This window comes from Vibrio metoecus (genome assembly GCF_009665255.1).
Lineage (GTDB): Bacteria > Pseudomonadota > Gammaproteobacteria > Enterobacterales > Vibrionaceae > Vibrio > Vibrio metoecus_B.
Genome location: NZ_CP035687.1, coordinates 911,107 through 937,481, shown reverse-complemented (window position 1 = coordinate 937,481; position 26,375 = coordinate 911,107). Strand labels below are relative to the sequence as shown.

Sequence of the window (26,375 nt, the reverse complement as noted above, 5' to 3'; positions counted from 1 at the left end):
CGTTCATCTGCTCTTTTGTAATGTCATTCGCCATACGTGGCACGTTGTAACGCTTGCAAATGGTGCAGTCGCACCCGAATTGTTGCGGTCACGCCTCCTGAACAATTTTGCGCTACGGTCAGTAATCCTTCATGACCAAATAAACCAGATAAACGCTGACGAACATTCTCCAGTGCAATACCGTTTCCTTTGGGGGTATCGCTGAGTCCCATGCCGTTGTCTGCAACGGTTAATTCAAACCAATCACCCGCGACATCGATACGAATATTGATCATTCCGCCTTCAGCTTTAGGCTCTATGCCATGCGATACCGCATTTTCCACGAGAGGTTGAATGAGCATTGGCGGCATGCCGAGCTTACCCCACTCAGCCAGTTCGGGCAGCGTATACTCTAGCCGATCACCCAAGCGAATTTTTTGAATACCCAAGTAAGCATCAATCAACTGGATTTCTTCACGCAAATCGCCGGTATTGGTGCGCCGCAAACGCATTGCACCGCGCATCAATTCCGTCAATTTTTCGAGCATGAGTTGAGCTTTGTAGGGTTCAACAGAAATTAGCGCATTTATGTTGGCCAAGGTATTGAATAGGAAATGCGGTTCCATCTGGCTTTGTAGTTGCTTAAGCTGACTCAGAAGTAAGGCCTTTTCCTGCTCAGATTGACGCCGTCTTGCGGCTTCCAATGCACCGAGTGCCAATAACTTCTGCTCATGAGAGTAGAAGTATAAAAAGCACACGGCAGAAAAAATAAAACCGAGCACCATGATCGGTTTATACGCGGAAAAATCATCGAAGCCGGGGTACTCATGCAACCAAAAATACGCGCCTAAAGTCCCCAACACCACCGAGCAGCTTAATGACAACACATTAACCAAGCGTTTTGAGAGTTCAGGCCAACGCCGTTGAATACATTGTGCCGATAAAAATGCGCTATAGCCGTAACCTAAACTGATCACAAGATGTTCAGAAAAATCCCCTTCCCACAGGGTCATCGTGGTCAAAGCTATCACGATGCAAAATAGCGTGGTAAACCCCAAGCTTTTTACATCGGAGATTGAAATATCAAAGCGTTCCATCATCTAGAATTTTCCTTTTAGATTGAACAGAATCCTAGCGTTATCAGGTAAATTTGCATACGCCGAGTCTGATTTCCCACTAAAAAAGCGTGCTGCAAGTTCCAGTTCCAACGAGGAGGCACCACTATCGTACGCCTGCCAATTGAGCCACGGTGTCACAATGAGCCCTCCATCTTCGGCCGACCATAGCAGGTCGATGGTCGGCGTTACGTTATCGATACCCAACGGCCGACCCGTGGCACCATCCCATGTCCAATTCAACATGACGTTATGCGCAACAATATTGGCGGCTTGATAACCTTGCGCGTATGACGCAACGGTTTGAGTAAGGCCAGCCGCATGCATTTGTTTTGCCGTGTTGATTGCCTCTTGCCATTCATGCTCATTCCAACTGCGCCCATCGTACCAATATTCGGCAATCACATTGTGTCCCGCAGCATTTGCCCAGTTTAAGCCAAACAAAAATTGCGCGGCATGCTGCTTTTTAACCAATTCGAGCGGGTGCTCAGTTTGTGGTTGATACTGCCAATATTCTCGTTGATAAAGCCACGAGGTGTGTACACTCCAAGCAGGATTGAGCACAGAGACCCAAGAGCCACCCACCAAACCACGCCGCACATTGTCGTAATACACAATGCCTTGAATGTCACTCTCTCCCACTAAACGGTAGTGGCGCAACCCAATACCTTGCTGTTCATTACTCTCTCCCCATTGCGCTTCACTCGAACGTTGCCAAGAACTGTCGGTGGCAATCAACGTCCACTCCCCTAGCCCTTGGTAAGACGAGAGAGCCAGCACGCCGGCGCCTTCTTCAACCTGAATGCCTAATGGATTACGGCGATACGGTAAAAAGAGATCCAACGGCCGATAGCCATAGCCAACACCCCAATCGAGGCGAATTTTTCCGGCAGTAATATTCAGCATTTTTCCTGCCACCTCTTTTTCCCCTTGCCAGAACAGTTCACTGAGAGTGAAGGTGGTATCGCGGGACTGATCACCATTGTCATAGAGCGGAGAAGCGGTGAGTGCGAGGCTCGTCGTCCACCCTTGCCAACGTGTTTGCAGATCAAGCAATGCATCCATCTGTTCATACGTTTCCGAATGTTGCCCGGTGACAGAAGTGAACAAGGAAGAATCACTAGGACGAATGTGAGCAGCACTTACCATCCAATCCCAGTCGAAGCTTGGCTCTGCTTGTGCCAAGAGCGGAAACGTGCTCCCCAACATGAAGATGCTCAGTCCTCTGGTCATCCTGTTCATTTCTGCTCCAATGACGGGTTTTGGATTAAATACGCAGGGTTGTAGAACTTGTCTGCCAACCGTAATGGCTGCACCGCTAGGTATTGAATGACCGTCCGCTTCTGCGCTTGAATTTTATCCTGCAAAATCATTTCGATGACGCGTTCATCTTGCACCGTAAACCACGCAACTTTAGCCAACTTGCCTGAATGCAAATAAAGATCGGCTTTAACAGGGGAGGCATCCGCTTTATTTAGCCACAAGGTGATCGCCTGATAACTCGCGCCTGCAGTTTTCGCCTTGAGCGACAAGCGGTACGTTTCAACACTGGATTGATCATCACGTTGCACCGAGTCTTCCCCCTCCAAACTTGCTTGGTAATCATCACTCCAAGTCAACGTTGAAATATCCCCCACCGAGGCTTCACCAAGCAGCTTCTGCATCGGAGTAATGCGGATTGGGCGGCGGCTTTTCGGCATCAGAAGCCAGTAGTTATCGCCAAGCATCAGCATTTTCTGCCCCGCTTCTGTCGCCGATTGAAACAGCACTAGCGACTCGCGATTTTCACGCACATACACATCATATTGATTGGTTTTCTCCAAATGATCATCGTGATAAAGCTTAACCACCGAAGTCACTTTGGCAGCCGATTCTTTGAGTCGATACTCGTCGGCTTTTTGCACCATGCTGACCACATCCAACTCAGTTGCGGCAGCACTACACGCCCAGCCAAGCACCAACCACAAAGTTGCTATCCATTTACACATACGCTAATGCCTCCGTAATGGGCTTACTCACGCCTTTGCGGGCAGAAAACCACGCCGCGAGTACACAAATCATCACCGTTCCGATCGTACAAAGCCCAACCAGAGTGAACGAGAAATAGAGATCTAGGGGATAACCTTCGGTTCTGCCCGGAGGCGGTGGCATTTGAATATCCGCTACACGTACTGCCACGATGGTCATTCCATTAAGCAAGGCTCCTAAGAGTGAGCCGCACAGCGCCAGCAAGGTCGCTTCACGCATAAACCCAGCCACAATGTCATTCGGGTATGCTCCCAGTGCTGCCAGAGTGCCGATTTCCCGAGTCCTTTCGCTGACTGACATGGTTAAGGTATTAAACAGTGCCACAAACACCACCAACGCCATCACGGTTCCCATCACACCAAACAGTCGATCGTATAAATCTTTCACTCGGGAGTAGAAAAATGCGAGCTGCTGCCATGGCGTGACTTGGAGATCCTGAGCTAAAGGCTGTTTGCTCAACTGTGTTCCAACCCACGCTTGCACAGCTTCTGTTTGCTCTGTGGTGAATAGATACACAGATAACGTGCTAACTTTGCTTGAGTTGAGCAGCTCTTGCGCGGAAGCCAAGTGCAGATAAAGCTGACGTTTGTCCAGTTCCGGTACGCCCGTTGAGTACAGACCACGCACTTGAAAATCCAGCGCGTTCAGTGCGCCATCCGCAGTAGTCGCGAGTAACGTCACCCAATCACCGACGCCCACACTTAAGTTGCGCGCCAGATCAACCCCAAGCATCACTTGCGGTTGAGTAGAGTCAAAGCGCGGAGATTTAGGATCTTGCAAGGTTTGCCCTGCTCGCACATCTAGAAACGGCCCTTTCATATCAAACTCTTTGTAATCCACCCCAAGCCCAACAAAAATGGTGGATTTCACGCCATTCGACACCAGTCCCGTGAGTTCAATTCGAGGCTGAATGCCACGAATTGCAGGGTTCGCCAGTAAGGCTTGGCGAATGTGTTCACTGTCTGCGAGCCCATTGGCGAGCGTGGTTTCTTCCTCTTGTTCAAAATAACCAGACTGGCTAATGGTTAAATGCCCAACGTCACGCGCGGTCGATTCACGTAGCGAATCGTATGTGTAAAGCCCATAACCACCTGCGGAGGTTAACGCCAGTACCGCAATGGCAATGATCGAGATAGAAAGTAAGCTACGGCGGCGATTGCGTTGCAGATTCAGCGCCGCTAAACGCCACGCTTGAGAGATCAACTTGCCCATTGCATGGCCTCCACAGAAATTTGTCCGTCAACCAAATTGAGTGTGCGATCGCACTGCGCCGCCATACGACCATCGTGAGTGGCCACCACAAAGGTGGTACCTAACTCATGACCAAGGCTTTTCATCAGCCCGATCACCAACGTGGCCGTTCGGCTATCCAAACTCGCGGTAGGCTCATCTGCCACCACCAATCTCGGGCCATGGACTAAAGCCCGCGCAATCGCCACGCGTTGCTGCTGTCCCCCGAAAGATGATCTGGGCGCTGCTGCATGACGTCTTCGAGCCCCACCTTAAGCAACATTTCTCGCGCTAATTTTTGCTGGTCATTGCGGCTGAAACCATTGAGCATCAAAGGGTAAGCCACGTTCTCTAGTGCGGTCATCACCGGCACTAAGTTGAATTTTTGAAAGACAAAACCAAACTGGCTTCGGCGCAATAATGCCGCAGACTTACCACGCCGTGGATAGGCCTTGCCCTCCAACATCACCTCACCTTGGTAGCAAGGGTCAAGCAAGCCCAGAATATTCAATAAGGTACTTTTTCCAGAGCCAGAGGGGCCACACAACGCCAGCATTTCACCTTGCTGCACAACACCACTCACGCCGCGCAGAGCCGATACGCTTTGCGAACCCAGCGTGTATTGTTTCTCAACGGATTGAAATTGAAGCATATACCCTCCTACCCTTGGCTCAATAAGGTTTGAGCTTGTTGGGTGTCGGGATGTTGAGCATCCGTTTGCTGCATGGTTTCTAGCCACTGTTTGGCTTGCGCCTGATCTTTCGCGCGCAAGGCCGCGACGATGGCGAGACGATAGATCCACGCGGTAGCAGCAAATGGCTGCGCTTGAAATTGCGGATCCGCCAACAAATTCAGGTACAGATCATATCCGCGCTCAAAATGGTTAAACATGTCAGGCATGGCCGTGTAAGTCGCCGCTGCCACGGCGATCGCTAGCATTTGGGTCGGCAAACCATTGCGGCGCTCTTGTGAATTTGCCGCGTCATCACTCAATAAAGAAAGCCCTTTTTCAATAGTGGCAAGCCCTTCTTCGCTATAACGCATTTTCTTCCACGGTAAAAACGCATCACGCCCCATCAGCGTTCGAGTGCTGCCTAAATACACCAAGGTCAGCGGTGTTGCTCCTTCTTGCTCCACCAATTTTTCTAAATCGGCATACAGAGGGTCAACGAGTGTTTCATCACCTTGTGCTGCTTGGTTATAACGCTCAATCATCGCTTCGCTTGGCTGTGCCATGGCTTGCCAAGAACCTAAACTGAGCAGTAAAGCAACGGCATAAAATGAGAAGTTAAACAGAGGGTAGATTTTCATGTGAACGATCCTTTTCAATAACATAATCGGTCCAAACTGCTCACCGTGTTTCGTACAACAGTGCCGCAGCAATTAGGAATGGGATCAGGTTACTGAATATGAACCGCGCTTATCGGGGTTTGCGACCAATGGTCTTTATTGGGCGTGAATGGACAATAGCGGGAGCGAATGGGAGGCAACAAGTTAAGAGACAGGATGACTTGAGAAAAACTGCGCCAGTACAAAGACTGGCGCAAGAGCGTACGTACTCAATCAACTTGGCGTTGCAGGTAGGCATTAAGTGAGTCCCCATGAGCATAAGCAAACGATGTGATTGGGGTGAACGAACGTAACCAACACCGCTGCCGCTTTAAGGGGATAGAGCCATAAAACCGTTACGGCACACCATGGCCTTTCGATGCGACCCACACTCGGTACCACTGCTCGCGCGTCAGCTGTAAGGAGAGTGCCGCAATCGCACTTTCAACACGTTCAATCTTGCCCGAACCAATGATTGGCAATGGTTGGCTTGGTAAGCTGCGAACCCAAGCATAAATCACTTGTTCAATCGATTCTGCACCCAACTCCGCGCGGATCTCTTCTAAAACCTTACGTACACGTTGCGCCTGTTCGGTTTGGCCGGAGAAAATCGCACCGCCCCCAAGACATGACCACGCCATCGGGCGAATACGTAAACGTTGTAATTGATCCAAAGTGCCATCGTGCGCCACCTCAAAATTAAGAGGGTTGATTTCGACTTGATTGGTCACTAACAGCTTGCCTAAGCGGGATTGCAACAAATCGAACTGCGCTGGGCTGAAGTTTGAAACACCAAAGTGTTTCACTTTACCGACCTTGTGCAGTTCAGAAAACGCTTCCGCGACTTCATCAGCATTCATCAGTACATCTGGACGGTGGATCAGCAGCACGTCGATGTCATTTACACCCAAACGCTCTAGTGAATTGTTCACCGACTGATAGATGTGCGCGGCACTGGTATCGTAGTGGTTAATTTTGCGCTCCGGAAAGTTCGGATTGCACAGTTTAATATCGCATTTAGTGACAATCTGGATCTGCTCACGCAGTGAGGGCTCAAGGGCTAACGCTTCACCGAATAAGGCCTCACACTGATAACCACCATAAATATCGGCGTGATCGACGGTGCTGATCCCTAGCTCAATGTGCTGCTTCAAAAAGGTTAAGCATTGTTGAGGCGTCATATTCCATTCGGCCAGCCGCCAGTAACCTTGAACCAATTCAGAGAGTTCTGGCCCTTGTTGCGCCATCGTGACTTTCTGTACGGTTGCTTGTTGTTGCATGGTCTTTCTCCTGTTCTTCACTAAGCACATCCTAAGCAGGAGCACAGCTCGGTGCAAAACCTATCAATACCCAAAGGTGAAGTTGTGACTTAGATTGGATTTTTAACCATGATGCCGACATCCGATGTCGCTCTACGCCTACCAGTAACAAGTTGTGATGCAGTGCAAGTTAACAAGGCGTAGAGCTGAGAATGATGTTGAGTGACGTCGAGCGATTTATCCTTTATCAGTTCAAAAATCGGCGCCATTACGATAGGTAAGCCGAAGTAATAACAATAAGGATAGACAATGAAACTGAACCCTTTGACCTTGTCCCTACTCTCAATATTGGCGCTGCCCGCGCTTGCCGCCTCTAATACGACCGCGAATTTAAGCGTGGCAACCACCACCAACAGTCGTGATTTTCCGTTGCAAGCCGATGAGCCGTTGGTGATCCCACTGACTAAAGGAGATTACACCCTAACGATCAGCGGGATTGAGGGGAATTGCCCACCCGCCCCTGCTCAAGAAATCAAGTTCAATACACCGCTAACCCTAAATTGTAATACCCCGACTCAACTGCCTTTGCGCATACGCTTTACTGGCGACTACGCATTCCAGTGGCAAGCGCAAAACAACACACTCACTTTTGTGCGCCAAACAACGAAAGCAGCCAAAACCGAATTTCGCCGGCCGATCCCAAACGTCAGCTGTGAAGTGTACCAAGGCGGTGATGTCACTTTAGACTTGGCTGACAGCTTCGCCGATGGCACTCAACTAAAAGAGGCCTTTACCGGACAAGTGGTGACCGTAGAGCAAGGCAAAGTACGCCTGACCCCTTCCACAAACAGTGGCGGTTTAGTGCTGCTTGAACCTAAACAAACCCAAGCTCAACCCTTTACCTATAGAAATGCCAATATTTATTTCGTGATGGTCGATCGCTTTTACAACGCCGACCCTAGCAATGATGGCAGTTACGGTCGGCAAAAAGACGGACAAGAGGAGATCGGAACGTTTCATGGCGGCGATCTGAAAGGGGTTATCGCCAAACTCGATTACATAAAAAGCTTAGGCACGGACGCAATTTGGCTCTCCCCGATTGTGGAACAAGTACACGGATTTGTCGGTGGCGGTGAGAAAGGATCATTCCCGTTTTATGCCTATCACGGCTATTGGACCCGCGATTTCACCAAGATCGATGCCAACTTTGGGAAAGATGAGGATTTACAAACCTTAGTGCGTGAGGCGCATCATCGCGGCATTAAAATTTTGATGGATGCGGTGATCAATCACGCAGGTTACGCGACACTCGCCGATTTACAGCAAGATGCGGTACAAGTGGTGAACGCGCCCATGCTGCCCGAACGCTGGAGTGATTGGAAACCCAACGCAGACCAAAACTGGCACAGTTTTCATCAAGCGATTGATTACCAAAGTAACAACTGGAAGCAATGGTGGGGAGGTGATTGGGTACGTGCTGGACTTCCGGGGTACCCGGCACCGGGCAGCAGCGACATCACCATGAACTTGGCTGGCTTACCCGATTTTCGTACCGAGTCGACTCAAGCCGTCACGCCACCACAGTGGTTACTCAACAACCCCGGCACACGAGTGGTCAGTAAACCTCATTACACTGTCGCTGACTATTTAATCGAATGGCAAAGCGATTGGGTGCGCCGCTTTGGGATCGACGGTTTTCGCATCGACACCGTCAAACATGTGGAAGGGGAAGTGTGGCAACGCTTAAAGCAGCAAGCTAGCCAAAACCTAACCGCATGGCGAAAAGAACATAAGCAGAGCGGTGAACCGTTTTGGATGATGGGAGAAGTATGGGGACACAGTGCCTATCGCAGCCCCTATTTTGATGATGGCTTCGATGCGCTCATTAACTTTGATATCCAAAAACGTATGGATAATGGCGCGGCGTGTTTAAGCCAAATGGCAATGGTGTACCGTGACTACGCTCAGACCCTCGCCAAATATCCGGATTTCAATCCGGTCAGTTACATGTCCTCCCACGATACAGAGCTGTTCTTCGGTCGCTTTAAATCTTTCGAGATGCAGCGCAATGCCGCCAATGCCCTGCTGCTGACGCCGGGGGCAGTCCAAGTCTATTACGGGGATGAAATCGCTCGCGAAGCGGGACCTTACGCCGATGATTTCCACCAAGGAACACGCTCTGACATGCCTTGGGAATGGAATACCGAGCGCCAAAACCTACTCAAACACTGGCAAACGCTCGGACAATTTCGTCAACGCCATCCCGCAATTGGCGCCGGAATCCATCGTGAGATCCCTCAATCCAACGCTTACCTGTTCACTCGACAGTTCGGTGACGATAAAGTCATCGTCGCGTTTATCGGTCGCTAACCCCATCAACCAGAGGCATAGTAATAATGCCTCTGGTTAAACCTTCTATCAAACCTCGGCTTAGATTAGAAAAGTGTGCAATATCAACCTTTCGATGTAACTTACTGTAAACTCGACAAACTTATACTGGTACAACCAGAAAATCCATTTAATTCATTGATTCATCTGGATTAAATCTCTATCTTTCGCCCCCTCTTGAAAATAAATCCACCATTACCTTTGACATCGAATTAACACAAAATTAACATCAAACTATGCTTGATCTTTCTCGCACCCAAATCGCTTTGTACTGCTCAGTCCAAACGCACATTGAGGTGGGTAAGTGACTTGCAGGATCGTCAATGGAATAACGACAATAACTAAGACCTCAGGAGGTCGAGAATGTTGAACAAATCTTCACTTGCTGCATGTATTAGCGTGCTCTTAGCGGGGCACGCCAGCGCAGCAGGCTTTCAAGTAGCCGAACACTCTGCATCAGGCTTAGGCCGCGCTTTTTCCGGCGAAGCCGCCGTCGCCGATAACGCCAGTGTACTGGCACGCAACCCCGCCGCCATGATGCTGTTCGATACAGCACAATTCTCTGGTGCACTGTCTATCGTCGATCCCGAAGTCAACGTAGATGACCTGTCAAACCATCAATCGATGAAAGATGTCGCGCCGATGCAAATTGTCCCTGCGGCTTATTACATCAGCCCCATTGATGACCAATGGGCATGGGGTTTTGCCATGTTTACCACTTACGGCGTGGCAACAGACTATCCCAATGATATTTATGCGGGCGATTTAGCGGGAGATACCTCTTTAATTTCCATTAACCTTAACCCCAATATTGCCTATCGCGTTAATCAAGAATTCAGTCTTGGTTTTGGTTTGGATCTGGTCGCCGCAAAAGCAGAGCTAACGCGCCATAAAGGCGGACTAGCCCCATTCCTTGGTGGAAGCCCTAGTGACAACTTGATTGGCATGACCGGTGAAACCGTGGGTTTCGGCTGGAATATTGGCGCACTTTACGAATTGGATGATAAAAACCGCATCGGTTTTGGCTACCGTTCACGCGTTAAACTCAACTTTGATGATGGCGACTTTTCCAGTTACGACTCAGGCATCGCCACCAGTGCTGTGGTGCCGGGACAACTGAAAATTGAACTTCCTGCCATTTGGGAACTGTCTGGTTTTCATCAGTTGAATGATCAATGGGCGGTGCATTACAGCTATCAACAAACCGATTGGAGCAGTTTTAAAGAGCTGAGTGCCACCTCAAGCCAATGTAAAAATGGAATTTGTTTCCAGAAAATAGAGAAATACGAAGACAACGGCCGCTGGTCTGTCGGTACGACTTTCACTCTCAACGCCAATTGGACATTGCGTGCCGGTTTCGCCTTTGATGAACAAGCCGGCAAGGCAACTTTGAGCATTCCCGATAGTGACCGCTTTTGGTATTCAGCAGGTTTGACCTATAGCGTGACTCCGCAGCTGACTATGGATGCGGGTTTTGCCCTTGTACAAAGCCGTAAAGGTTCGTTCATCGAAACCAACCAAGTTGGGGAAAACCTCAAATTTGATTCTGAGGCGGTCGCCTACATCAGCGCGCTGCAATTTAACTATCGTTTTAACTGATTTCCGGAGCCGAACATGAAACAGATAATTAAGATTTCTCTTCTTTGCTCAGCACTCTGGTTAGTCGGCTGTGGCGATGAAACGACCAGCTCTGGTGACAGCACCACAGTTGAGTATGAATCCTATATTCAGCAAGCATTGAAACGAGATACCACCATTAAATTTGCGTTAAGTGGCAGTAATGCTAACGTGCCTCTTCCTTCGTTTGCTTTAATGAATGCCAGTGACGGCACATTAGAAATTCCGCCAGGAAGCAATACTTCTGGCTCTAACCCATTGGTCGCAATGGGGCAAGTGGATGGTTGGCCTATCACTATGCCACTATTCCTCGATTTTAAAGGCGCAGGCTTAGCCGATGGCGTGATCTCTTCCGGCATCTATTTGTATGAGTTAACCGACTCGATGACTGGGTCTCCGACCATCAAAACCTTATTAACCAATGGGGTGGATTACACCGCTATCTCCAGTGCGGCTTCCGATAAAATTCTCATCGTGCCGACCAAAGCACTCAATGCCTCATCGGAATATATTCTGGCAGTGACCTCTGACGTTTCAGACGCCAACGGCAATCCGGTTGGCACATCTTCCAGTTACGCCGCCCTAAAATCCAAGAAAAAGATTTACGCAGAAGGGGACATTGCAACGCTGCAAAAAGTCACTCAAGGTGTAGAGAAAATTTTCCAACTCAGTGGTGTAGATGATACTCAAATCGTTTACTCAACTTGGTTTTCCACTCAATCAGTGAGTAATACGCTGTTTGCCACACGCGGCGCAACGGCATCGGCCTTTGCCAGTGGCAGCAATCAGCTAGAAACCATTTGGAAGCAAACCGGAATCGGGCTCGATACGGCTTACACAATGCAATTAGGTACACCGGTTGACTTTGTGACAGCACTGACCAATGACACCAATTTCAGTACTTATATTGGTGCAGATAAAAAAGCAGCCGTTATCACTGCATTTAATGCTGCACCGACAGCGTCCGTGGATGTAACCAAAGGCACGGTACGTCTACCTTACTACCTCGAAACCGGCAGTAACTGGAATACTCAACCGTTTGAATCTGCAATGCCAAGCTTGGCCAAAATCAAAGCCGCACTGGCAGACAGCAATGAGCAATTTGCGATTGGTAGCCAACTGCTCGCAGCTGGCATTGATACCAGTAAGTTGGCCACCGATGCTAGCGAGCAGCTCAAGCTGATTGGTCTAACATTGACGAAATCAGATGGCACTCCGCTGGATCCCGACCGCTATATCACGCGTTACTCGCCAGTGCCGAAAGTGAAATCAGTGCAAGATGTGCCGTTTTTGCTGTTTACACCCCATGGCAGTACCCCAACGAATATTGTGATCTATCAACACGGTGTGACCTCGGCGAAAGAAAATGCATATGCATTTGCGAAAAACCTCACTGCAGTAGGGCTTGCCGTAATCGCAATTGATTTACCGCTACACGGTGAACGCAGTTTAGACAGCACACGCTCAGCCAATAGTGATCCGCTCGCTTACATCAACCTCACCTACTTGGCTGTCGCGCGGGATAACTTGCGCCAAAGCATTCTCGATGTATTGGGACTGCGAGCTGCGTTAACCGTTTCACAGCAGCTGTTCACAGGCACGCCACTTTCTAGTATCAATGTGGGTACTGGTTCTAAAGTACGTATGCTTGGTCACTCTTTGGGTGGCATCGTTGGCACCTCCGCAGTGGCCGAGAGCAATAAAACGTTAGGCTCTGCTGCAGCCAATGCGCTATACAGTTTTTCTGGCGCGGCCATTCAAAACTCAGGTGGCCAAATTTCCAACCTGTTATTGGGCTCGGATTTCTTTGGTCCGCAGATCAAACACAATGTGGCATTAAGTGCTAGCACACAATACAAAGGGTTTGCGGATGCACAATGTGCCAGCCTAGACGATTCAGCTTGCTATACCTTGTTTACCAATTTAGCCACCCAAGAGCAATTGGCTCAAGTCACCTCTGGCTTCCAACTGTTCTCGTACGCTGCACAAACTCTGCTAGACACTATTGACCCATATTCAGTGGTCAGTACCAAACTGAGCAGTGGCGCACTCACAACCGCCCTTTACTTCTCAGAGGTGGATGGCGATAGCGTGGTACCTAATAGCGTCAGTAACCCTGGTGGCCAATTGGTGTATCTCAGCCCACAATTTGCAGGTACTGAACCACTCGCGACTTTGCTGAGCTTAAACTCTGTCAATGCAGCACAGACAACACCTTACGCCACAAACAGTTTTGTTCAGTTTAGCAGCACGGCGAAACACTCGACCTTTGTTGCACCGCAAGATGCGGGATATGCAGATTTAGCACATCACACTGAGATGCAAACCGAAACGGCTGATTTCCTTTTTGATGACAGTTTAGATGCCATTGCCAATACCGCTGTCCTGAAATAAAACTGCAGGGTTTACCCTCCATGAAAAAGCGCACTCTAAGAGTGCGCTTTATTTTTGAGCAGAAACGAACCTAATCGAGTCGTAACGTGACACCCGAGTAGTTACTATAACCACGCAGCATCACATGATACGTTGTCCCCACTACTGCGGAAATGGTGCATTGCTCTGCATTGCCTGAACGGTACGGACGGCAATCCCAAGACGATGTGGTGGGTTTACTGCCCGCTTTAACATACAGATCCGCATCGCCTGTTCCACCGCTGATGGACACAACGACACTGCCTGAATTCGCCACGGTAAAGCTGTAAAAATCTTCACCGCCGCGTGAACCGTTCAACCCAGAAATCGGCTTACCTTTTTCAAGCACTTTACCGACCGGTGGAGGGGTTGTACCACATGAGGCATTTACACCAACCGTATTAAACGCCGCCACCACATCCGCGGTGTTGTAGTTTAAATCCTGCGCGGCTTTCACTACCCCACAACCACCTTGATCGAAAGTGCTATTTGGCGTCCAGTACAATTGGTTAGCAACCGCGAACACTTCAAAGCCTTTGCGTACATTCCAGCCTGATTTATTCGCCAAAAGATAAAACGCTCGGTTAAAGACCCCACTCGATAAGTGAACATCAAGCCCACTGTAATATTGTGAGGCATGATCAATCGAACGACCATCACGAGAAGGTTGATCGAAATAGCGTAAGCCGCCGGATGATTTGAAAATATCAGCACCGACTACCCAATCAACACTGCCACGCATAAAATATTCCGCAGCCTCACCCGCAATATCCGAATAGGCCTCATTAATCCCGCCAGACATATCTTGGTACACAAGGCCTGAATTTTGTTCGGTAAAACCGTGGCTCACTTCATGGGCGCTAACGTTGATATCTACTAATGGGTAAAAACGGGTGTAACCGTCCCCAAAGGTCATCGCACTGCCATCCCAAAATGCGTTTTCGTAATTATTGCCATAATGTACGCGCATGGTTAACTGGAAAGTGAGCGGTGAAGTGTTCAACCATTCTCTATACATATCAAACACTACTTGACCAAAATAGTGTGCATCGTTGAGGGGGGAATAGGCTCCATTCACACTTTTCACACTGTTGTAATTGGTGCTATCAGTACAACCGTAACTGAATGCAGTTGTGCCTGTTGTTCCTCCGTTGAGGTTGACCGTCTTCACTGCGCTATTATTCATGGTGCAAGTTGTACCGGTTTTATCAATCGTGAATCCGGATAAACCATTGCTGCCATATTCATAACGACCTGTTTTTTGATTACCCCCAGGCCCTGAACCCATTGCCTGAACATGATTAATCCCATCCCATTGCTCTAGCACTTCTCCCGTTGCGGCACTCATAAAGTAGAAGGGGCGCGCCGGTGATTGTGAAGCCACAAAAAAATCAACCAGATAAACTAACTGGGCTTGTTGGTTATCGTCCAAGCGCACCATAAGTTGCGCCTTAGCATTTTCAACCGGCAATGGCTCACTCTTCTCCACGCCGCTTGACTGACTAAAATGCTCCACCGCTAAGCGAATCGCTTGCTGGGTATCAATGTCAGGAGTTACGGTGGAGAGATCAGCATCCAACTGCTGTGCCATTTGCCCATATACTTGGGAAATATCTTTACCAGACTGTGTGGCAACAATCGCTGTACCGTACACAGGCACCCCATTGTAGAGTTGCTGGTAACGTACTTTCACCTTGCCATTCGGTAAATGAACGGTATTGACCGCTTTAAAACCATCGACGGTAGATACCATGCTGTACTGCTGTTGAACTAAAGCTTGTTGGACAAAAGAGGCGTCATCAATCGTCACCATTTGTGCCGCATACAGAGGAAAACCGGTGGTAGCACCAGCCAGAACTAGCCAATTTAAAGGACGTTGTATCTGTTTCATTTCTCAATCCTAGAGATGTTGGGTTATTAAGCGTTGAACAGCTCCCATCAACGCCGATTGCACGCGACATTTCGCGTCCAATCACAGTGGTACAGCTTGATGAAAAACACCAAATCGAGGTTAAATAAATGTTAAAACACAGTGTGAAATTTACGTGTCACAAACTACTCATTAAGCCAATATGCATTGGGTGAACAGAAGAAGAAAGACAAATGAAATCATTGAGATAGGTTTCTATTGATAGGTTTGCGTCTTTAAAATTAGACACCTATTTATCAATAGAATGGCAGGATTGACGAACGTTTAGCACTCTGAATGAATATCACATGAGGTGCACAAAAAAATAAAGCCGCACAATTGCGGCTTTATTTGAGGATCTCGGTCTAGAATGTATAACCACCGGCGATCATAAATACCCAAGGGTTAATTTTTACATCCGTCGATTGTGCCGCGCCACCAAACTTGTAGCTGGCAGTCGTTTCAATATTGGCATACCAGACAGAGGCGTTAAGGAACCAACTCTCGTTAAGTTTGTAGTCAAACCCCGCATTCGCAGCCAGTCCCCATGAATCATCCAATTTCAGATCCGTCAGCGTGGCATTGTTGCCCGTGCTATTAAAACCTTCATCAAAGAAGGTGGTGTAGTTCAAACCGGCACCAACATAAGGACGGAAAGTCGAGCCTGATTCGCCAAAGTAGTATTGAACCATGAACGTTGGCGGCAGATGTTTGGTTTCAGCAATATCACCGAGACCCAAGAGGTCCGTTGAAATTTTGTGTGAGAATGGCGTTGCGGCTAACACTTCAAAACTGATGTTATCCGTAAACATATAACCAAGAGTTAAACCCAGTTGAGTGTTGCTGTTAACGGCAAGTTCACTTTGGCTGCCTAAGATTTTGTCACTGCTGTCATTAGGCACTACCGAAGCGACACCGACACGGACAATAACATCACCTTCTTGATGTGCCATAACGTGAGTAGACATAAGGGCTGCAAGCACGGATAAACCGCAAAGTGTTTTTTTCATTACGTTTTCCTTTTTGTGTAGGGCTATTGTTATCTTTCTGTTGCGCGCACAGTAGCACACAAAAACCACACAAACTTGATGGAAATCAATTTGCATCATTTAGGTACATCAATAATGCACTTTTGCAACTTGCATCACTTTTTGCAAACATTCATAACACTCGTCTAATGCAGCCTTGGCGTGCCATCATGGCATCAAATATGCAATAAATTCCATGTTCCCCAAACGGAGGATAACAACATGGATAATCTTTATAAGATCGAGTCATACAGTGATGAAGCCGTGAATACGATTGCCGATTTTATTCGCTCTAAAGGCGGCCGTTGTTGCATTGCCGGTTATGCGGTGATCACAAACCACCCGTTTCGTGAACGTGAAGCCTGGCGATTACTCCCCTTGGTTGGTAAAGTCACCGATAGTTTAAGTGATTGGGATATCTCTCAATTTGAAGAATTAAGTGCACCAGTGGCTCATTAAATCGCCAACCCATCATCACACTCATGATGGATAAGACATGGTTCCTCATTAAGTCGCACTTAAATCATTAAACTTTATCATTAAGTGCGACTTGCGTCAGATGGACACCTTTTCTAACGCGCGTATTTCACATAAGCTCAGCGCTCAAAATCGTATACTGCGATCAGGGAATTTCCAGTATTTGAGCACAAATATATTTTCAATTTGCTTCCTATTTGTCTGCAACTAGGCCTCTTATACTTATCAGCAACCCTGTTACATACCGAACCTTTGACTTAACCAACCACTCAGTGAAATCAACATGAAGATGCTCTCTCTCCTTGGTAGTGTTTTTTTGGTATGCAGCAGTTTAATGCTTGCTACACCAACGCATTCCGCCGATTCGGCCACTGCCACCTCAAAAGCCACGGTGAAGAAAACCGTAAAGAAGCAAGAACTCGCCGCACACAGCGCACTCGTGATTGATCTTAAAACCAATGAAGTGATCTATTCAAGTAACCCAGATGCGGTTAAACCGATCGCCTCTGTCACGAAATTGATGACCGCAATGGTCACGTTAGACGCTAAACTGCCCATGGATACCAAACTCCCCATCACCATCAAAGAAGCCAAAGAAATGAAAGGGGTTCACTCCCGAGTGCGTATCGGCAGTGAAATCAGCCGTAAAGAGATGTTATTACTGGCTTTAATGTCATCAGAAAACCGAGCGGCAGCCAGCCTTGCCCATCATTATCCCGGTGGTTATAAAGCCTTCATCAAAGCCATGAATGCTAAAGCTAAAGCCTTAGGAATGAAAAATACTCGTTTTGTGGAACCCACAGGTCTATCTGAACAAAATGTTTCTAGCGCTCGTGACCTTGTTCTATTACTTAAAGCCAGTAAAAAATACCCTATGTTGGGTCAGTTAAGCTCTACAGACAAGAAAACCGTCACCTTTGCCAAACCGAGATACACGCTCGATTTTCGCAACACTAACCGATTGGTGCACAACGACAATTGGAAAATTGACCTAACCAAAACAGGGTTTACCAATGCCGCAGGACATTGTCTTGTGATGCGCACACAAATGGGTAAACGCCAAGTCGCTTTTGTTGTGCTAGATACCAAGGGCAAACTTTCCCCTGTCGGTGATGCCACCCGTTTGAGAACTTGGTTAGAAACCGGCAAAGTCACCCCGATCCCGGCCGATGCGAAACAATACAAAAAGCAACGCAGCCAAGAGCAAATTGCCAAAATCAGTGATTACAAAAGTTAGCAGCCAAACCCACCCCTGAGCCAAATTGCCATGTTGCTTCTTATACATCTAATGGGGTGGGTTTATTGTGGGGCTGAGTTACGCAACAAAGCCCCAGCGTCTTTCGAATCAAGTATTCAGTTCAGTTGACGATATTTGCGTGATACTTCAGATGTTCAATAAACATCTTAATTTTCTTAGCTAAGTGCTTTCTAGAGGAATAAAAAGCATATAGAACAAGATCAGCGGGTTGATATTCCATTTCAACCACTTCCAAAGTCCCTGCCTCTATCTCAGACTGGCAAAATTCGGTAGGAAGTATCGCAAAGCCTAAACCAGATATTGCCCCTGTTTTGGCAAGATGCCCACTGTTAACTTTAAAAGCCGATTGTACTTTTTGAATAATCAGCTCACCTTTAGCGTTTTTAAATATCCATGGCGCGCCATTTATTGCGGTAAAACTATTAATACATGGAACATGTTTTAAATCGCTCATCTGAAAGGGTCTTGGAAAGTGCTGTAGTATTTGGGGCGATGCCACAACAGCACTTGGCCACCGTTTAATCTCTTGAGCAACCCAACTGTTATCTTCGAGCTTACCCCGATGAAAACTTAAAACGATGTCAAAACCATCAAGCAGATCCTCTTTCGGGCTGATGTTCGTATCACAACATAATGAAATAGAGGGGTGCCGGAGACAAAAAGAAACCACGGCTTGAGCTAAAGCCGGTGAGTCAGGCATTAACACGTTAAGCTGGCCTATTACTTGGTTTGCATGAAGAGTCACCTCCTCAAGAGCATCATTCAGCTTTTCCAACAATGGTTGTGTACGCAAATAAAGATGATCACCCGCATCCGTCGCTGCAATGCGGCGTGTCGTTCTATCAAATAGCCGTATATCCAACCGCTCTTCCAAAAGGGCAACATGACGGCTGACATTGGATGTGGGTAAACCTAAAAATTCCGCCGCTCGTTTAAAGCTGTTGTTCTCATAGACACAATGAAAACTTTTTAACCACTGCTGTTCAATCTTATCAAGCATATATTTAGTCCCATTTAGTGGGATTATTAAACCAAGAATTGCCACTTTATTACCCAAGTCAGGCTAATACAATACTCTTTCTTAACGGTATTTGAGTAAGGTTTCCCCATGAGTTGGCTAGAAAAGCTATTGGATAAGAAAGACATCATCAATGTACGTAAAGCATCAATTCCAGAAGGTGTATGGACTAAATGCCCCTCATGCGAGCAGATCTTATTCCGAATAGCACTCCAGGATAATCTCTCAGTATGCCCCAAATGCGATCACCATCTGCGGATGGGTGCTCGCCAACGATTAGACAGCTTTTTGGATAAAGAAGAGCGAATCGAAATAGCAAGCGAATTTGAACCAAGAGATTTGCTCAACTTTAAGGACTTAAAACGCTATAAAGAGCGCCTTACTCAAGCACAGAAAAACACTGGTGAAAAAGATGCACTGGTTGTGATTAAGGGAAAAGTGATGGGCTTACCTGTTGTCGCTTGCGCATTCGAATTCTCTTTTATGGCCGGCTCAATGGGATCAGTGGTAGGCGCGCGTTTTGTTCGGGCTGTTGACGCTGCTATTGATGCAAATTGTGGATTGGTGTGCTTTTCTGCTTGTGGGGGCGCTCGAATGCAAGAATCACTCATTGCATTGATGCAGATGGCTAGAACCAGTGCTGCATTGAATCAGTTATCAATGGCTAAATTGCCCTACATCTCAGTGTTAACCGATCAAACTTATGGGGAGTATCTGCAAGTGTCGCCATGTTGGGTGACATTAATATTGGCGAGCCGAAAGCAAGGATCGGGTTTGCTGGGCGCCGAGTTATAGAACAAACCGTTCGAGAGAAACTACCAGAAGACTTTCAGCAAAGTGAATTCCTCTTAGAGCATGGCGCTCTAGATATGATTGTGGATAGACGTGAGATGCGCAAACGAATTGGGGGACTGATCGCTAAAATGACCAATACCACCACTCCATCGGATATAGAGCGTATGAGTTTTCATTCTTCCAACGGTTAAAACATTACGGCAAACATGCGCCCAGCCGAATGAGGTCGCCACTGTGTAAAAAAGGAGGCGTCCGTTACCGTAATCAGTATCAACTTCGACATACCTACGCCAGTTGGATGATTACCCACGCTAACGTCAACGTGAGTTACTTGGCACAACAAATGGGCCTCGCAGATATCACCATGTTCGCAAGGGTCTACGGTAAATGGCTGGTTGAATCGAACAAGAAAGAATCCGAACGGGTATGGCAAGAACTAGAAAAAGTAAGGAATCAATAACCGCCAAAAGGCGGTTTTTTGATCCTATAGAATGGGGTATCGAAACTGTACATGACCAAACAAGTGGGTATGACAACAAACTTTTGCCCCAAAGTGTAATACCGCTTCAGGAAGCGTTGTACGTATCGACCAAATTTTACTAACATGATAATAAATACACATTTCAGCTAAAGTTTATAACAGTGGGGCTGATTAAATGCAATTCATGCATTCTCTTTCACAACCTCACGGTAACTTGAAAAACTTATCCTTGTTAGAAAGGGATAAAACTTCAAGGTGTGATATATCGATATCAAGTGGTAACTTATCTCTTAAAACAGGTAGAACATATTGGCAGTTAACTTGATTTACTAATTCTGTAAATAAGTTTGTTATCTGGTTTGCGTGTACATTCTCGATTTGGTCTTGAAGCACAAAGTGCAAGCAGGGTATCTCGTTTGCATCTGCGAACGCTATATAAGACAAGTCAAAAGATGCCATCTGACTTTTTTTAGAACCAGTTCCAGGGTTACCTTCTATATTCGTTATTGAAAACTTGTAAGTTCCTTTATCAGATTCGGCACTGAGCAATGAATGTATACCATCGAGTTGGCTTGAAAACTTGGAAAAAATCTTATTGAAATCCGCAATTTTTTCTTGGATTAAAATGTCTTTTGATTCGATTTCATTAGACATTCTACTCAACGCAGTTTCTATTTTCTCAAGCTCATTATTACTCTTCTCCCATACGGATTGTTGTTCAATTAATTTCCCTTTTTGTTCATAGAATGCGTTCAATTCACTAATGATATTTTGAAGTTCTTCTACCGCACCAGATTTTTTAAGATTTATAGATAGACGTTTTTCTTCAACAAGATAAAATGTAAGGCTCTGCTTATTAGCAAATAGCTCCTCATCCAGTTTATTTAAATCTTGACTGATAAAATCAATCTTTTCTTGAATCATACTGTTGTGAAACTCAAGGGTTTCTTCAAATGTTTTCTGAAGATTAGGAATCAATGCTTTAGCTAGCTCATACATTTTTTTAATATGTTCAACGCTAGCCTTTGAAAAACCTTTATTTAAATCACAAACACTCTCTTGAATAAGTTCTTTTCTTAACTCTAGGCGAGAAATGTTTTCGCTTAGTGCATTAATACTCTGTTTTGCAAAGTTTAATTCATTTAGTTGACTTTCATAATTCGGATTCAGATTGAAATTATCTTTCATGAGTGTGAGTCTTTCAATCTCACTGTCCACGATTAAGAGTGTTTGTTTCACTTGAGAAAGAGTGCTTTCTCTTTTCAAACGTGCTTGAAGCCTATTTTCTAAATTTTGCTTACGCACCAATTCATCTTTGTCTTGGTTAATGTCTACACCAAACCAAAATAGATGAAGTGTTTCGTAGGCTACATCTGTATCGTACGGACTTAATACGCGAATAGTATTAACAAGCTTGTTCTTTTCATCCCTAATATTTTTAGATATTAATTGCTTGAAAGTAGGCTTTTCGGAAGTCGTTTTAAATATGAGTTTTTTCAGTTTTGAAGAGAACTCATCATTAGAACATTTTTCTCCATTTATTGTCTGAATCTTTTTTGCTCGAGATAAAAAATTTCGACAGATGGAAATTTTCTTTGAATCAGGGCTTTCTATATCTTCAATTAAATTTAAAGTTATATTTATATTGTTTTGGGTCAGAAAATTTTTTATCTTATCATTTGAGTCTTTAAATTCAGGGTCGCTGTATAAATTCTTAGCATTACCATCCAGGCAAAAATCTATTAACCTTAAAACCGTAGTTTTACCAACACTATTACCCGAGTCTGTTTTTTTTGAGTTAGGCGCAGTGTAATCTACAATTAGATTTATTCCTTTATGAAATGGTATTTCCCTAATTATATTATCACCATTTTTGACAATTAATGATTCTAAAAACATTTAGTTATTCGCCCTTCGCCATTTTTATCAATAACACCTAAAAGAAATAGCCAGCTAACTGAAAGAGAAAATAGTTGCATTGAAACATCAATATGATTTTTAAGCTTCTGGTAAAGTTCAAAATAATCGATTGACTTTCCTTTAGTAGATTTAAGAACATCAATGATGTGAGCTCCAATGACATAGAGGTCTTTATCTGGATTGATATTTTTGCTAATAATCATCTATGCCTAGCCTTAACCCTAAATTGGTTCTTCAAAAATTTTGCATCTCATGAATGCATCGACCATTACAACTCTTAAGGCCGGTGATAGATCTTCAATACTAACATCACCAAAATCAATAAATTGTAGTAACTCATCAAATACATCTTCAAAGATAGCATCTGCGTTCTGCTTTATGATAGGCATATAGTCGTCATTCTTGCCTATATATCGCCCAGATACATCCAAATAAATGTGACGGATGTTATCTAATAAGTTCTCTTTTTTCAAAGATCCTGTGTCATCTAATTCATCGTAAAGCAGGTTTAACTTATGATAGTAAACCTTTAAGTCATTGATTAGACGTCGCTTATCAGCTACGCCATTGTGATTTAGTTTGTCTGTTATGTTAAAACTTTTTGTTGCATCGGCGTCTTTTAGTGCGCTTAAGCCAATTTTCGAAATTTTATCTACTGCAGTTTTGAGCATAGAGGGAGAACGACCTAGGTTTATCACAGCAATTTTTGCTTCATGGTCTTCCTTCATTTGCTTAAGCTTGTTAACTGTATATGTTGTAACGTCGTTAGTTTCGGTATGGTGCTGAACGCACAAAAGAATAAGGTTGTTATAATCTGCACGCTCTTTGTCTGACATGCTTTCCCTATAACGCTCACCGTCTTCGTTAGCTGCTTCGATATGACATATATTAGATTCTTTTGCATTGTCAGTGTTTACAAGTGCCTTAGTACAACCTGGGAACGCACATTGATTTCCAGATAGTGCAAAGAGCTTTTTCAACGTTTGCTGTGAGTAATTTCTTGCTTGTTTTCCCATTTAACCAACCCGGTGTTTGTTATTTTTATTATTTATGTTTTGCCTCTAATACAATCTTTCCCCAAACCTGAATATCACATTCCTGAACTTCAATTGTTTATCAGTCGAAAGTAATAACTAGTTTATTGAGGAGCCTGATACTGATAGCGATTTCGTACAATCAAACCTCAAGCGCTAACACTTTATGATAGCATTATGGTCCCCATTCAGGTAGCCATTGACATAATGCATGTTAACAGAAATGACTTCATTACAATTAAACAGCATACATAATGAGGGATGTGGAAAAAAGTTTCAGCCCAAACGGTCATACTTGTCAACCTATACAGACGCTTAAGGTTTCAAGATGCTTTTTCTAATATCAACTGCTCGAGCTGAAGTTGTTATTAAATTCACTTTTGTCCAATTATTACATAGAACATCTTCGCCTCTACGTGTTGCGATGATGGGACCAAAACAAACTGAACGTGGTCCCATTACAAAGTGAGATGGGACCAAAATGGGACCAAAGCGAGGGCTAAATCGGGTCATATTTTCCACTTCACTGTTTATAAAAACAGTTTTAGCTAAAAACAAAGCGCCCCTTTCGGAGCGCTCTGTGGAGAGATTTTCGGTTACTGCCAATCGAGGATAACTTTGCCGGAAGCCCCGCTGCGCATGATGTCGAAGCCTTTTTGGAAGTCATCCACTTTGAAATGGTGAGTGATAATTGGGCTGATATCGAGACCCGATTGAATGAGGCTCGCCATCTTATACCAAGTTTCAAACATCTCACGGCCGTAGATGCCTTTGATCACCAGACCTTTGAAGATCACTTGGTTCCAATCAATCGCCATGGATGATGGTGGAATACCTAACAGAGCGATGCGGCCACCGTGGTTCATGGTTTTGAGCATGGCACTGAACGCACTTGGTACGCCAGACATCTCTAAGCCCACATCAAAGCCTTCGGTCATGCCGAGCTCTTTCATCACGTCGTCTAGGTTTTGCTCAGCAACGTTCACAGCGCGAGTCACGCCCATTTTACGAGCTAAATCGAGGCGGTATTCGTTCACATCGGTGATCACCACATGGCGCGCACCAACGTGTTTCGCAACCGCAGCGGCCATAATGCCGATTGGGCCAGCTCCGGTGATAAGCACATCTTCACCCACTAAGTCGAATGAAAGCGCGGTGTGTACGGCGTTGCCAAACGGGTCGAAAATAGACGCCAGATCATCTGAAATACCATCTGGGATCTTGAATGCGTTAAACGCTGGGATCACCAAATATTCAGAGAAACAACCGGTGCGGTTTACGCCCACACCAATGGTGTTACGACACAGGTGCGTACGGCCGCCACGGCAGTTACGACAGTGACCACAAGTGATGTGACCTTCACCAGAAACGCGATCACCAATTTGGAAACCACGCACTTCTTGGCCAATGCCAACCACTTCACCCACGTATTCGTGGCCGACTACCATAGGAACTGGAATGGTTTTTTGTGACCACTCATCCCAGTTATAAATGTGTACATCCGTACCACAAATCGCGGTTTTCTTAATTTTGATCAGCAGGTCGTTGTGGCCAAGCTCAGGCATGTCCACTTCGTTCATCCAGATGCCCTGCTCCGGTTTCAGTTTTGAAAGTGCTTTGATTTTCATAATTAAATGAGTCCCATATCACGACCCACTTCAATGAAGGCGTCGATGGCTTTGTCCAGTTGTTCACGGCTGTGTGCGGCTGACATTTGCGTACGAATGCGCGCTTGTCCCTTTGGTACAACCGGGAATGAGAAACCAATAACGTAAATGCCTTTGGCCAGTGCGCGTTCTGCAAATTCTGCAGCCACTTTGGCATCACCTAGCATGATGGGAATGATGGCGTGATCAGCGCCGCCCATGGTGAAACCCGCCGCTTCCATACGAGTACGGAAGTGCGCTGCGTTTTCCCATAGGCGCTCACGTAGATCGCCGCTTTCTTGTAGTAAGTCCAGCACGCGCAGAGATGCTGCAACAATCGAAGGTGCAACTGAGTTAGAGAATAGGTATGGACGTGAACGTTGACGCAGCCAATCAATCACTTCCTTCTTGCCCGAGGTGTAACCGCCGGATGCACCGCCCATGGCTTTGCCTAGCGTACCGGTGATGATGTCGATGCGGTCAATCACATCGTGGTATTCGTGTGTGCCGCGACCATTCGCGCCCATGAAACCCACTGCGTGAGAATCATCCACCATCACTAAGGCGTTGTATTTATCCGCCAAGTCACAGATGGCAGGCAAGTTAGCGACTACGCCATCCATTGAGAACACACCATCAGTCACGATCAGCTTGTGACGAGCACCGGCTGCATCCGCCGCGATGAGCTGCTCTTCCAGCTCTTGCATGTTGTTATTTGAATAGCGGAAACGCATCGCTTTACACAGACGCACACCATCAATGATCGAAGCGTGGTTTAGTGCGTCAGAGATGATCGCATCTTCTTTATCAAGCAGAGTTTCAAACAAACCCGCGTTGGCATCAAAGCATGAGGTGTAAAGAATGGTGTCTTCTTTACCTAAGAATTGAGAGAGTTTCTGTTCCAACTGTTTATGGATATCTTGCGTACCACAGATGAAACGCACCGACGCCATACCAAAGCCGTGGCTGTCCATCCCCTGTTTCGCTGCTTCAATCAGCGCTGGGTGATTGGCCAAGCCAAGATAGTTGTTCGCACAGAAGTTCAGTACTTGTTCACCCGTAGAAATTTCGACCGCCGCTTGTTGCTGCGAGGTGATCACACGTTCGGATTTATAAAGCCCCTCAGCTTTCACTTCCTCAAGCTGAGTTCGGATTTGCTGATAAAAAGCAGAAGACATTGCGTGTTCCTTCTTGTTTTTGTTTTGTGGGTAACAGGATCTATACCTAAGACACTTAGCGGCAATGCTTCAAGTCGCAAGGGTATATTTACACTGTAAAAACCTTTCCCTTAGTGTAATCCAAGCTCACGCAAGCGATTATCTGCGGTAACGGAAAAGCATTCGTGAATCTCAGGCACAGATACACTTTTCTAGCCAATCTTATCGAGGATTCGTTGTGTCATGCATCTCGTGTTGAATCGCGAACGCTTGATTTATGAGCATGAAACTTCAA

20 protein-coding genes and 2 pseudogenes are annotated in these 26,375 nt (G+C 46.0%); 7 read left to right on the top strand and 15 right to left on the bottom strand.

What is annotated here, in order from left to right; genetic code table 11:
* Positions 1 to 23 precede the first annotated feature (23 nt).
* The 7 genes and pseudogenes from EPB59_RS17615 to EPB59_RS17585 form a co-directional block, all read right to left on the bottom strand.
* Positions 24 to 1,079 (bottom strand): sensor histidine kinase, encoded by a 1,056-nt coding sequence (locus tag EPB59_RS17615; protein WP_055034247.1) that lies wholly within the window; start codon positions 1,077 to 1,079, stop codon positions 24 to 26.
* Positions 1,080 to 2,336 carry a hypothetical protein gene (locus EPB59_RS17610; protein ID WP_431355117.1) on the bottom strand — a complete coding sequence of 419 codons (1,257 nt, stop codon included), beginning with the start codon at positions 2,334 to 2,336 and terminating at the stop codon, positions 1,080 to 1,082. It lies immediately after the preceding gene.
* The gene (locus EPB59_RS17605; protein ID WP_055034246.1) at positions 2,333 to 3,082 is read right to left on the bottom strand and encodes an outer membrane lipoprotein-sorting protein; all 750 of its coding nucleotides are present in this window, start codon (positions 3,080 to 3,082) and stop codon (positions 2,333 to 2,335) included. The genes EPB59_RS17610 and EPB59_RS17605 overlap by 4 nt, the downstream gene beginning before the upstream one ends.
* On the bottom strand, positions 3,075 to 4,334 hold the full coding sequence (locus EPB59_RS17600; RefSeq protein WP_055034245.1) for an ABC transporter permease: 1,260 nt from the start codon (positions 4,332 to 4,334) through the stop codon (positions 3,075 to 3,077). Before EPB59_RS17600 ends, EPB59_RS17605 begins: the two co-directional genes overlap by 8 nt.
* Positions 4,322 to 5,004 (bottom strand): annotated as a pseudogene (locus EPB59_RS17595) (ABC transporter ATP-binding protein). The gene EPB59_RS17600 and the pseudogene EPB59_RS17595 overlap by 13 nt, the downstream one beginning before the upstream one ends.
* An 8-nt stretch (positions 5,005 to 5,012) precedes the next feature.
* Positions 5,013 to 5,663, bottom strand: a complete 651-nt coding sequence (locus EPB59_RS17590; RefSeq protein WP_095457581.1) for a hypothetical protein — start codon at positions 5,661 to 5,663, stop codon at positions 5,013 to 5,015.
* Between the two features lie 374 nt (positions 5,664 to 6,037).
* Positions 6,038 to 6,961: an aldo/keto reductase gene (locus EPB59_RS17585; RefSeq protein ID WP_154174105.1), complete on the bottom strand. Its 924-nt coding sequence runs from the start codon at positions 6,959 to 6,961 to the stop codon at positions 6,038 to 6,040.
* Between the two features lie 288 nt (positions 6,962 to 7,249).
* On the opposite strand from EPB59_RS17585, the gene EPB59_RS17580 reads away from it, so the two are divergent.
* The 3 genes from EPB59_RS17580 (at position 7,250) to EPB59_RS17570 (ending at position 13,339) form a co-directional block, all read left to right on the top strand.
* Positions 7,250 to 9,310, top strand: a complete 2,061-nt coding sequence (locus EPB59_RS17580; RefSeq protein WP_154174103.1) for an alpha-amylase — start codon at positions 7,250 to 7,252, stop codon at positions 9,308 to 9,310.
* A gap of 381 nt (positions 9,311 to 9,691) precedes the next feature.
* Positions 9,692 to 10,927 (top strand): outer membrane protein transport protein, encoded by a 1,236-nt coding sequence (locus EPB59_RS17575; protein WP_154174101.1) that lies wholly within the window; start codon positions 9,692 to 9,694, stop codon positions 10,925 to 10,927.
* 15 nt (positions 10,928 to 10,942) lie between these two features.
* Complete coding sequence (locus EPB59_RS17570; protein ID WP_154174099.1) at positions 10,943 to 13,339, top strand: VolA/Pla-1 family phospholipase; 2,397 nt, start codon at positions 10,943 to 10,945, stop codon at positions 13,337 to 13,339.
* Between the two features lie 70 nt (positions 13,340 to 13,409).
* Here the strand turns inward: EPB59_RS17570 and EPB59_RS17565 are convergent, their stop codons facing one another.
* Both EPB59_RS17565 and ompW read right to left on the bottom strand, forming a co-directional pair.
* Complete coding sequence (locus tag EPB59_RS17565) at positions 13,410 to 15,248, bottom strand: M4 family metallopeptidase (RefSeq protein ID WP_154174097.1); 1,839 nt, start codon at positions 15,246 to 15,248, stop codon at positions 13,410 to 13,412.
* Positions 15,249 to 15,631: 383 nt separating this feature from the next.
* Positions 15,632 to 16,276 carry an outer membrane protein OmpW gene (ompW, locus tag EPB59_RS17560; protein ID WP_055027365.1) on the bottom strand — a complete coding sequence of 215 codons (645 nt, stop codon included), beginning with the start codon at positions 16,274 to 16,276 and terminating at the stop codon, positions 15,632 to 15,634.
* Positions 16,277 to 16,516: 240 nt separating this feature from the next.
* On the opposite strand from ompW, the gene EPB59_RS17555 reads away from it, so the two are divergent.
* Positions 16,517 to 16,753, top strand: a complete 237-nt coding sequence (locus tag EPB59_RS17555) for a hypothetical protein (protein WP_055034238.1) — start codon at positions 16,517 to 16,519, stop codon at positions 16,751 to 16,753.
* Between the two features lie 301 nt (positions 16,754 to 17,054).
* Positions 17,055 to 18,008 (top strand): D-alanyl-D-alanine endopeptidase, encoded by a 954-nt coding sequence (gene pbpG, locus EPB59_RS17550; protein ID WP_055044046.1) that lies wholly within the window; start codon positions 17,055 to 17,057, stop codon positions 18,006 to 18,008.
* 121 nt (positions 18,009 to 18,129) lie between these two features.
* Here the strand turns inward: pbpG and EPB59_RS17545 are convergent, their stop codons facing one another.
* On the bottom strand, positions 18,130 to 19,029 hold the full coding sequence (locus EPB59_RS17545) for a LysR family transcriptional regulator (RefSeq protein WP_154174095.1): 900 nt from the start codon (positions 19,027 to 19,029) through the stop codon (positions 18,130 to 18,132).
* A gap of 108 nt (positions 19,030 to 19,137) precedes the next feature.
* On the opposite strand from EPB59_RS17545, the pseudogene accD reads away from it, so the two are divergent.
* Together accD and EPB59_RS17530 are read left to right on the top strand one after the other, a co-directional pair.
* Positions 19,138 to 20,033: pseudogene (gene accD, locus EPB59_RS17540) on the top strand (acetyl-CoA carboxylase, carboxyltransferase subunit beta).
* A gap of 107 nt (positions 20,034 to 20,140) precedes the next feature.
* Complete coding sequence (locus EPB59_RS17530; protein WP_154174093.1) at positions 20,141 to 20,302, top strand: integrase; 162 nt, start codon at positions 20,141 to 20,143, stop codon at positions 20,300 to 20,302.
* A gap of 225 nt (positions 20,303 to 20,527) precedes the next feature.
* Here the strand turns inward: EPB59_RS17530 and EPB59_RS17525 are convergent, their stop codons facing one another.
* From EPB59_RS17525 to EPB59_RS17505, 5 genes are all read right to left on the bottom strand, one after another.
* Positions 20,528 to 22,222, bottom strand: a complete 1,695-nt coding sequence (locus tag EPB59_RS17525) for a DUF2326 domain-containing protein (RefSeq protein WP_154174091.1) — start codon at positions 22,220 to 22,222, stop codon at positions 20,528 to 20,530.
* On the bottom strand, positions 22,213 to 22,446 hold the full coding sequence (locus tag EPB59_RS17520; RefSeq protein ID WP_154174089.1) for an ABC-three component system middle component 6: 234 nt from the start codon (positions 22,444 to 22,446) through the stop codon (positions 22,213 to 22,215). Before EPB59_RS17520 ends, EPB59_RS17525 begins: the two co-directional genes overlap by 10 nt.
* Before the next feature lie 18 nt (positions 22,447 to 22,464).
* Positions 22,465 to 23,259: an ABC-three component system protein gene (locus EPB59_RS17515; protein WP_154174087.1), complete on the bottom strand. Its 795-nt coding sequence runs from the start codon at positions 23,257 to 23,259 to the stop codon at positions 22,465 to 22,467.
* Positions 23,260 to 23,873: 614 nt separating this feature from the next.
* A complete protein-coding gene (tdh, locus tag EPB59_RS17510) occupies positions 23,874 to 24,905 on the bottom strand; it encodes an L-threonine 3-dehydrogenase (protein ID WP_000692621.1) in 1,032 nt (343 codons plus the stop codon).
* 2 nt (positions 24,906 to 24,907) lie between these two features.
* Positions 24,908 to 26,101 (bottom strand): glycine C-acetyltransferase, encoded by a 1,194-nt coding sequence (locus EPB59_RS17505; RefSeq protein ID WP_148559483.1) that lies wholly within the window; start codon positions 26,099 to 26,101, stop codon positions 24,908 to 24,910.
* Between the last annotated feature and the right edge of the window lie 274 nt (positions 26,102 to 26,375).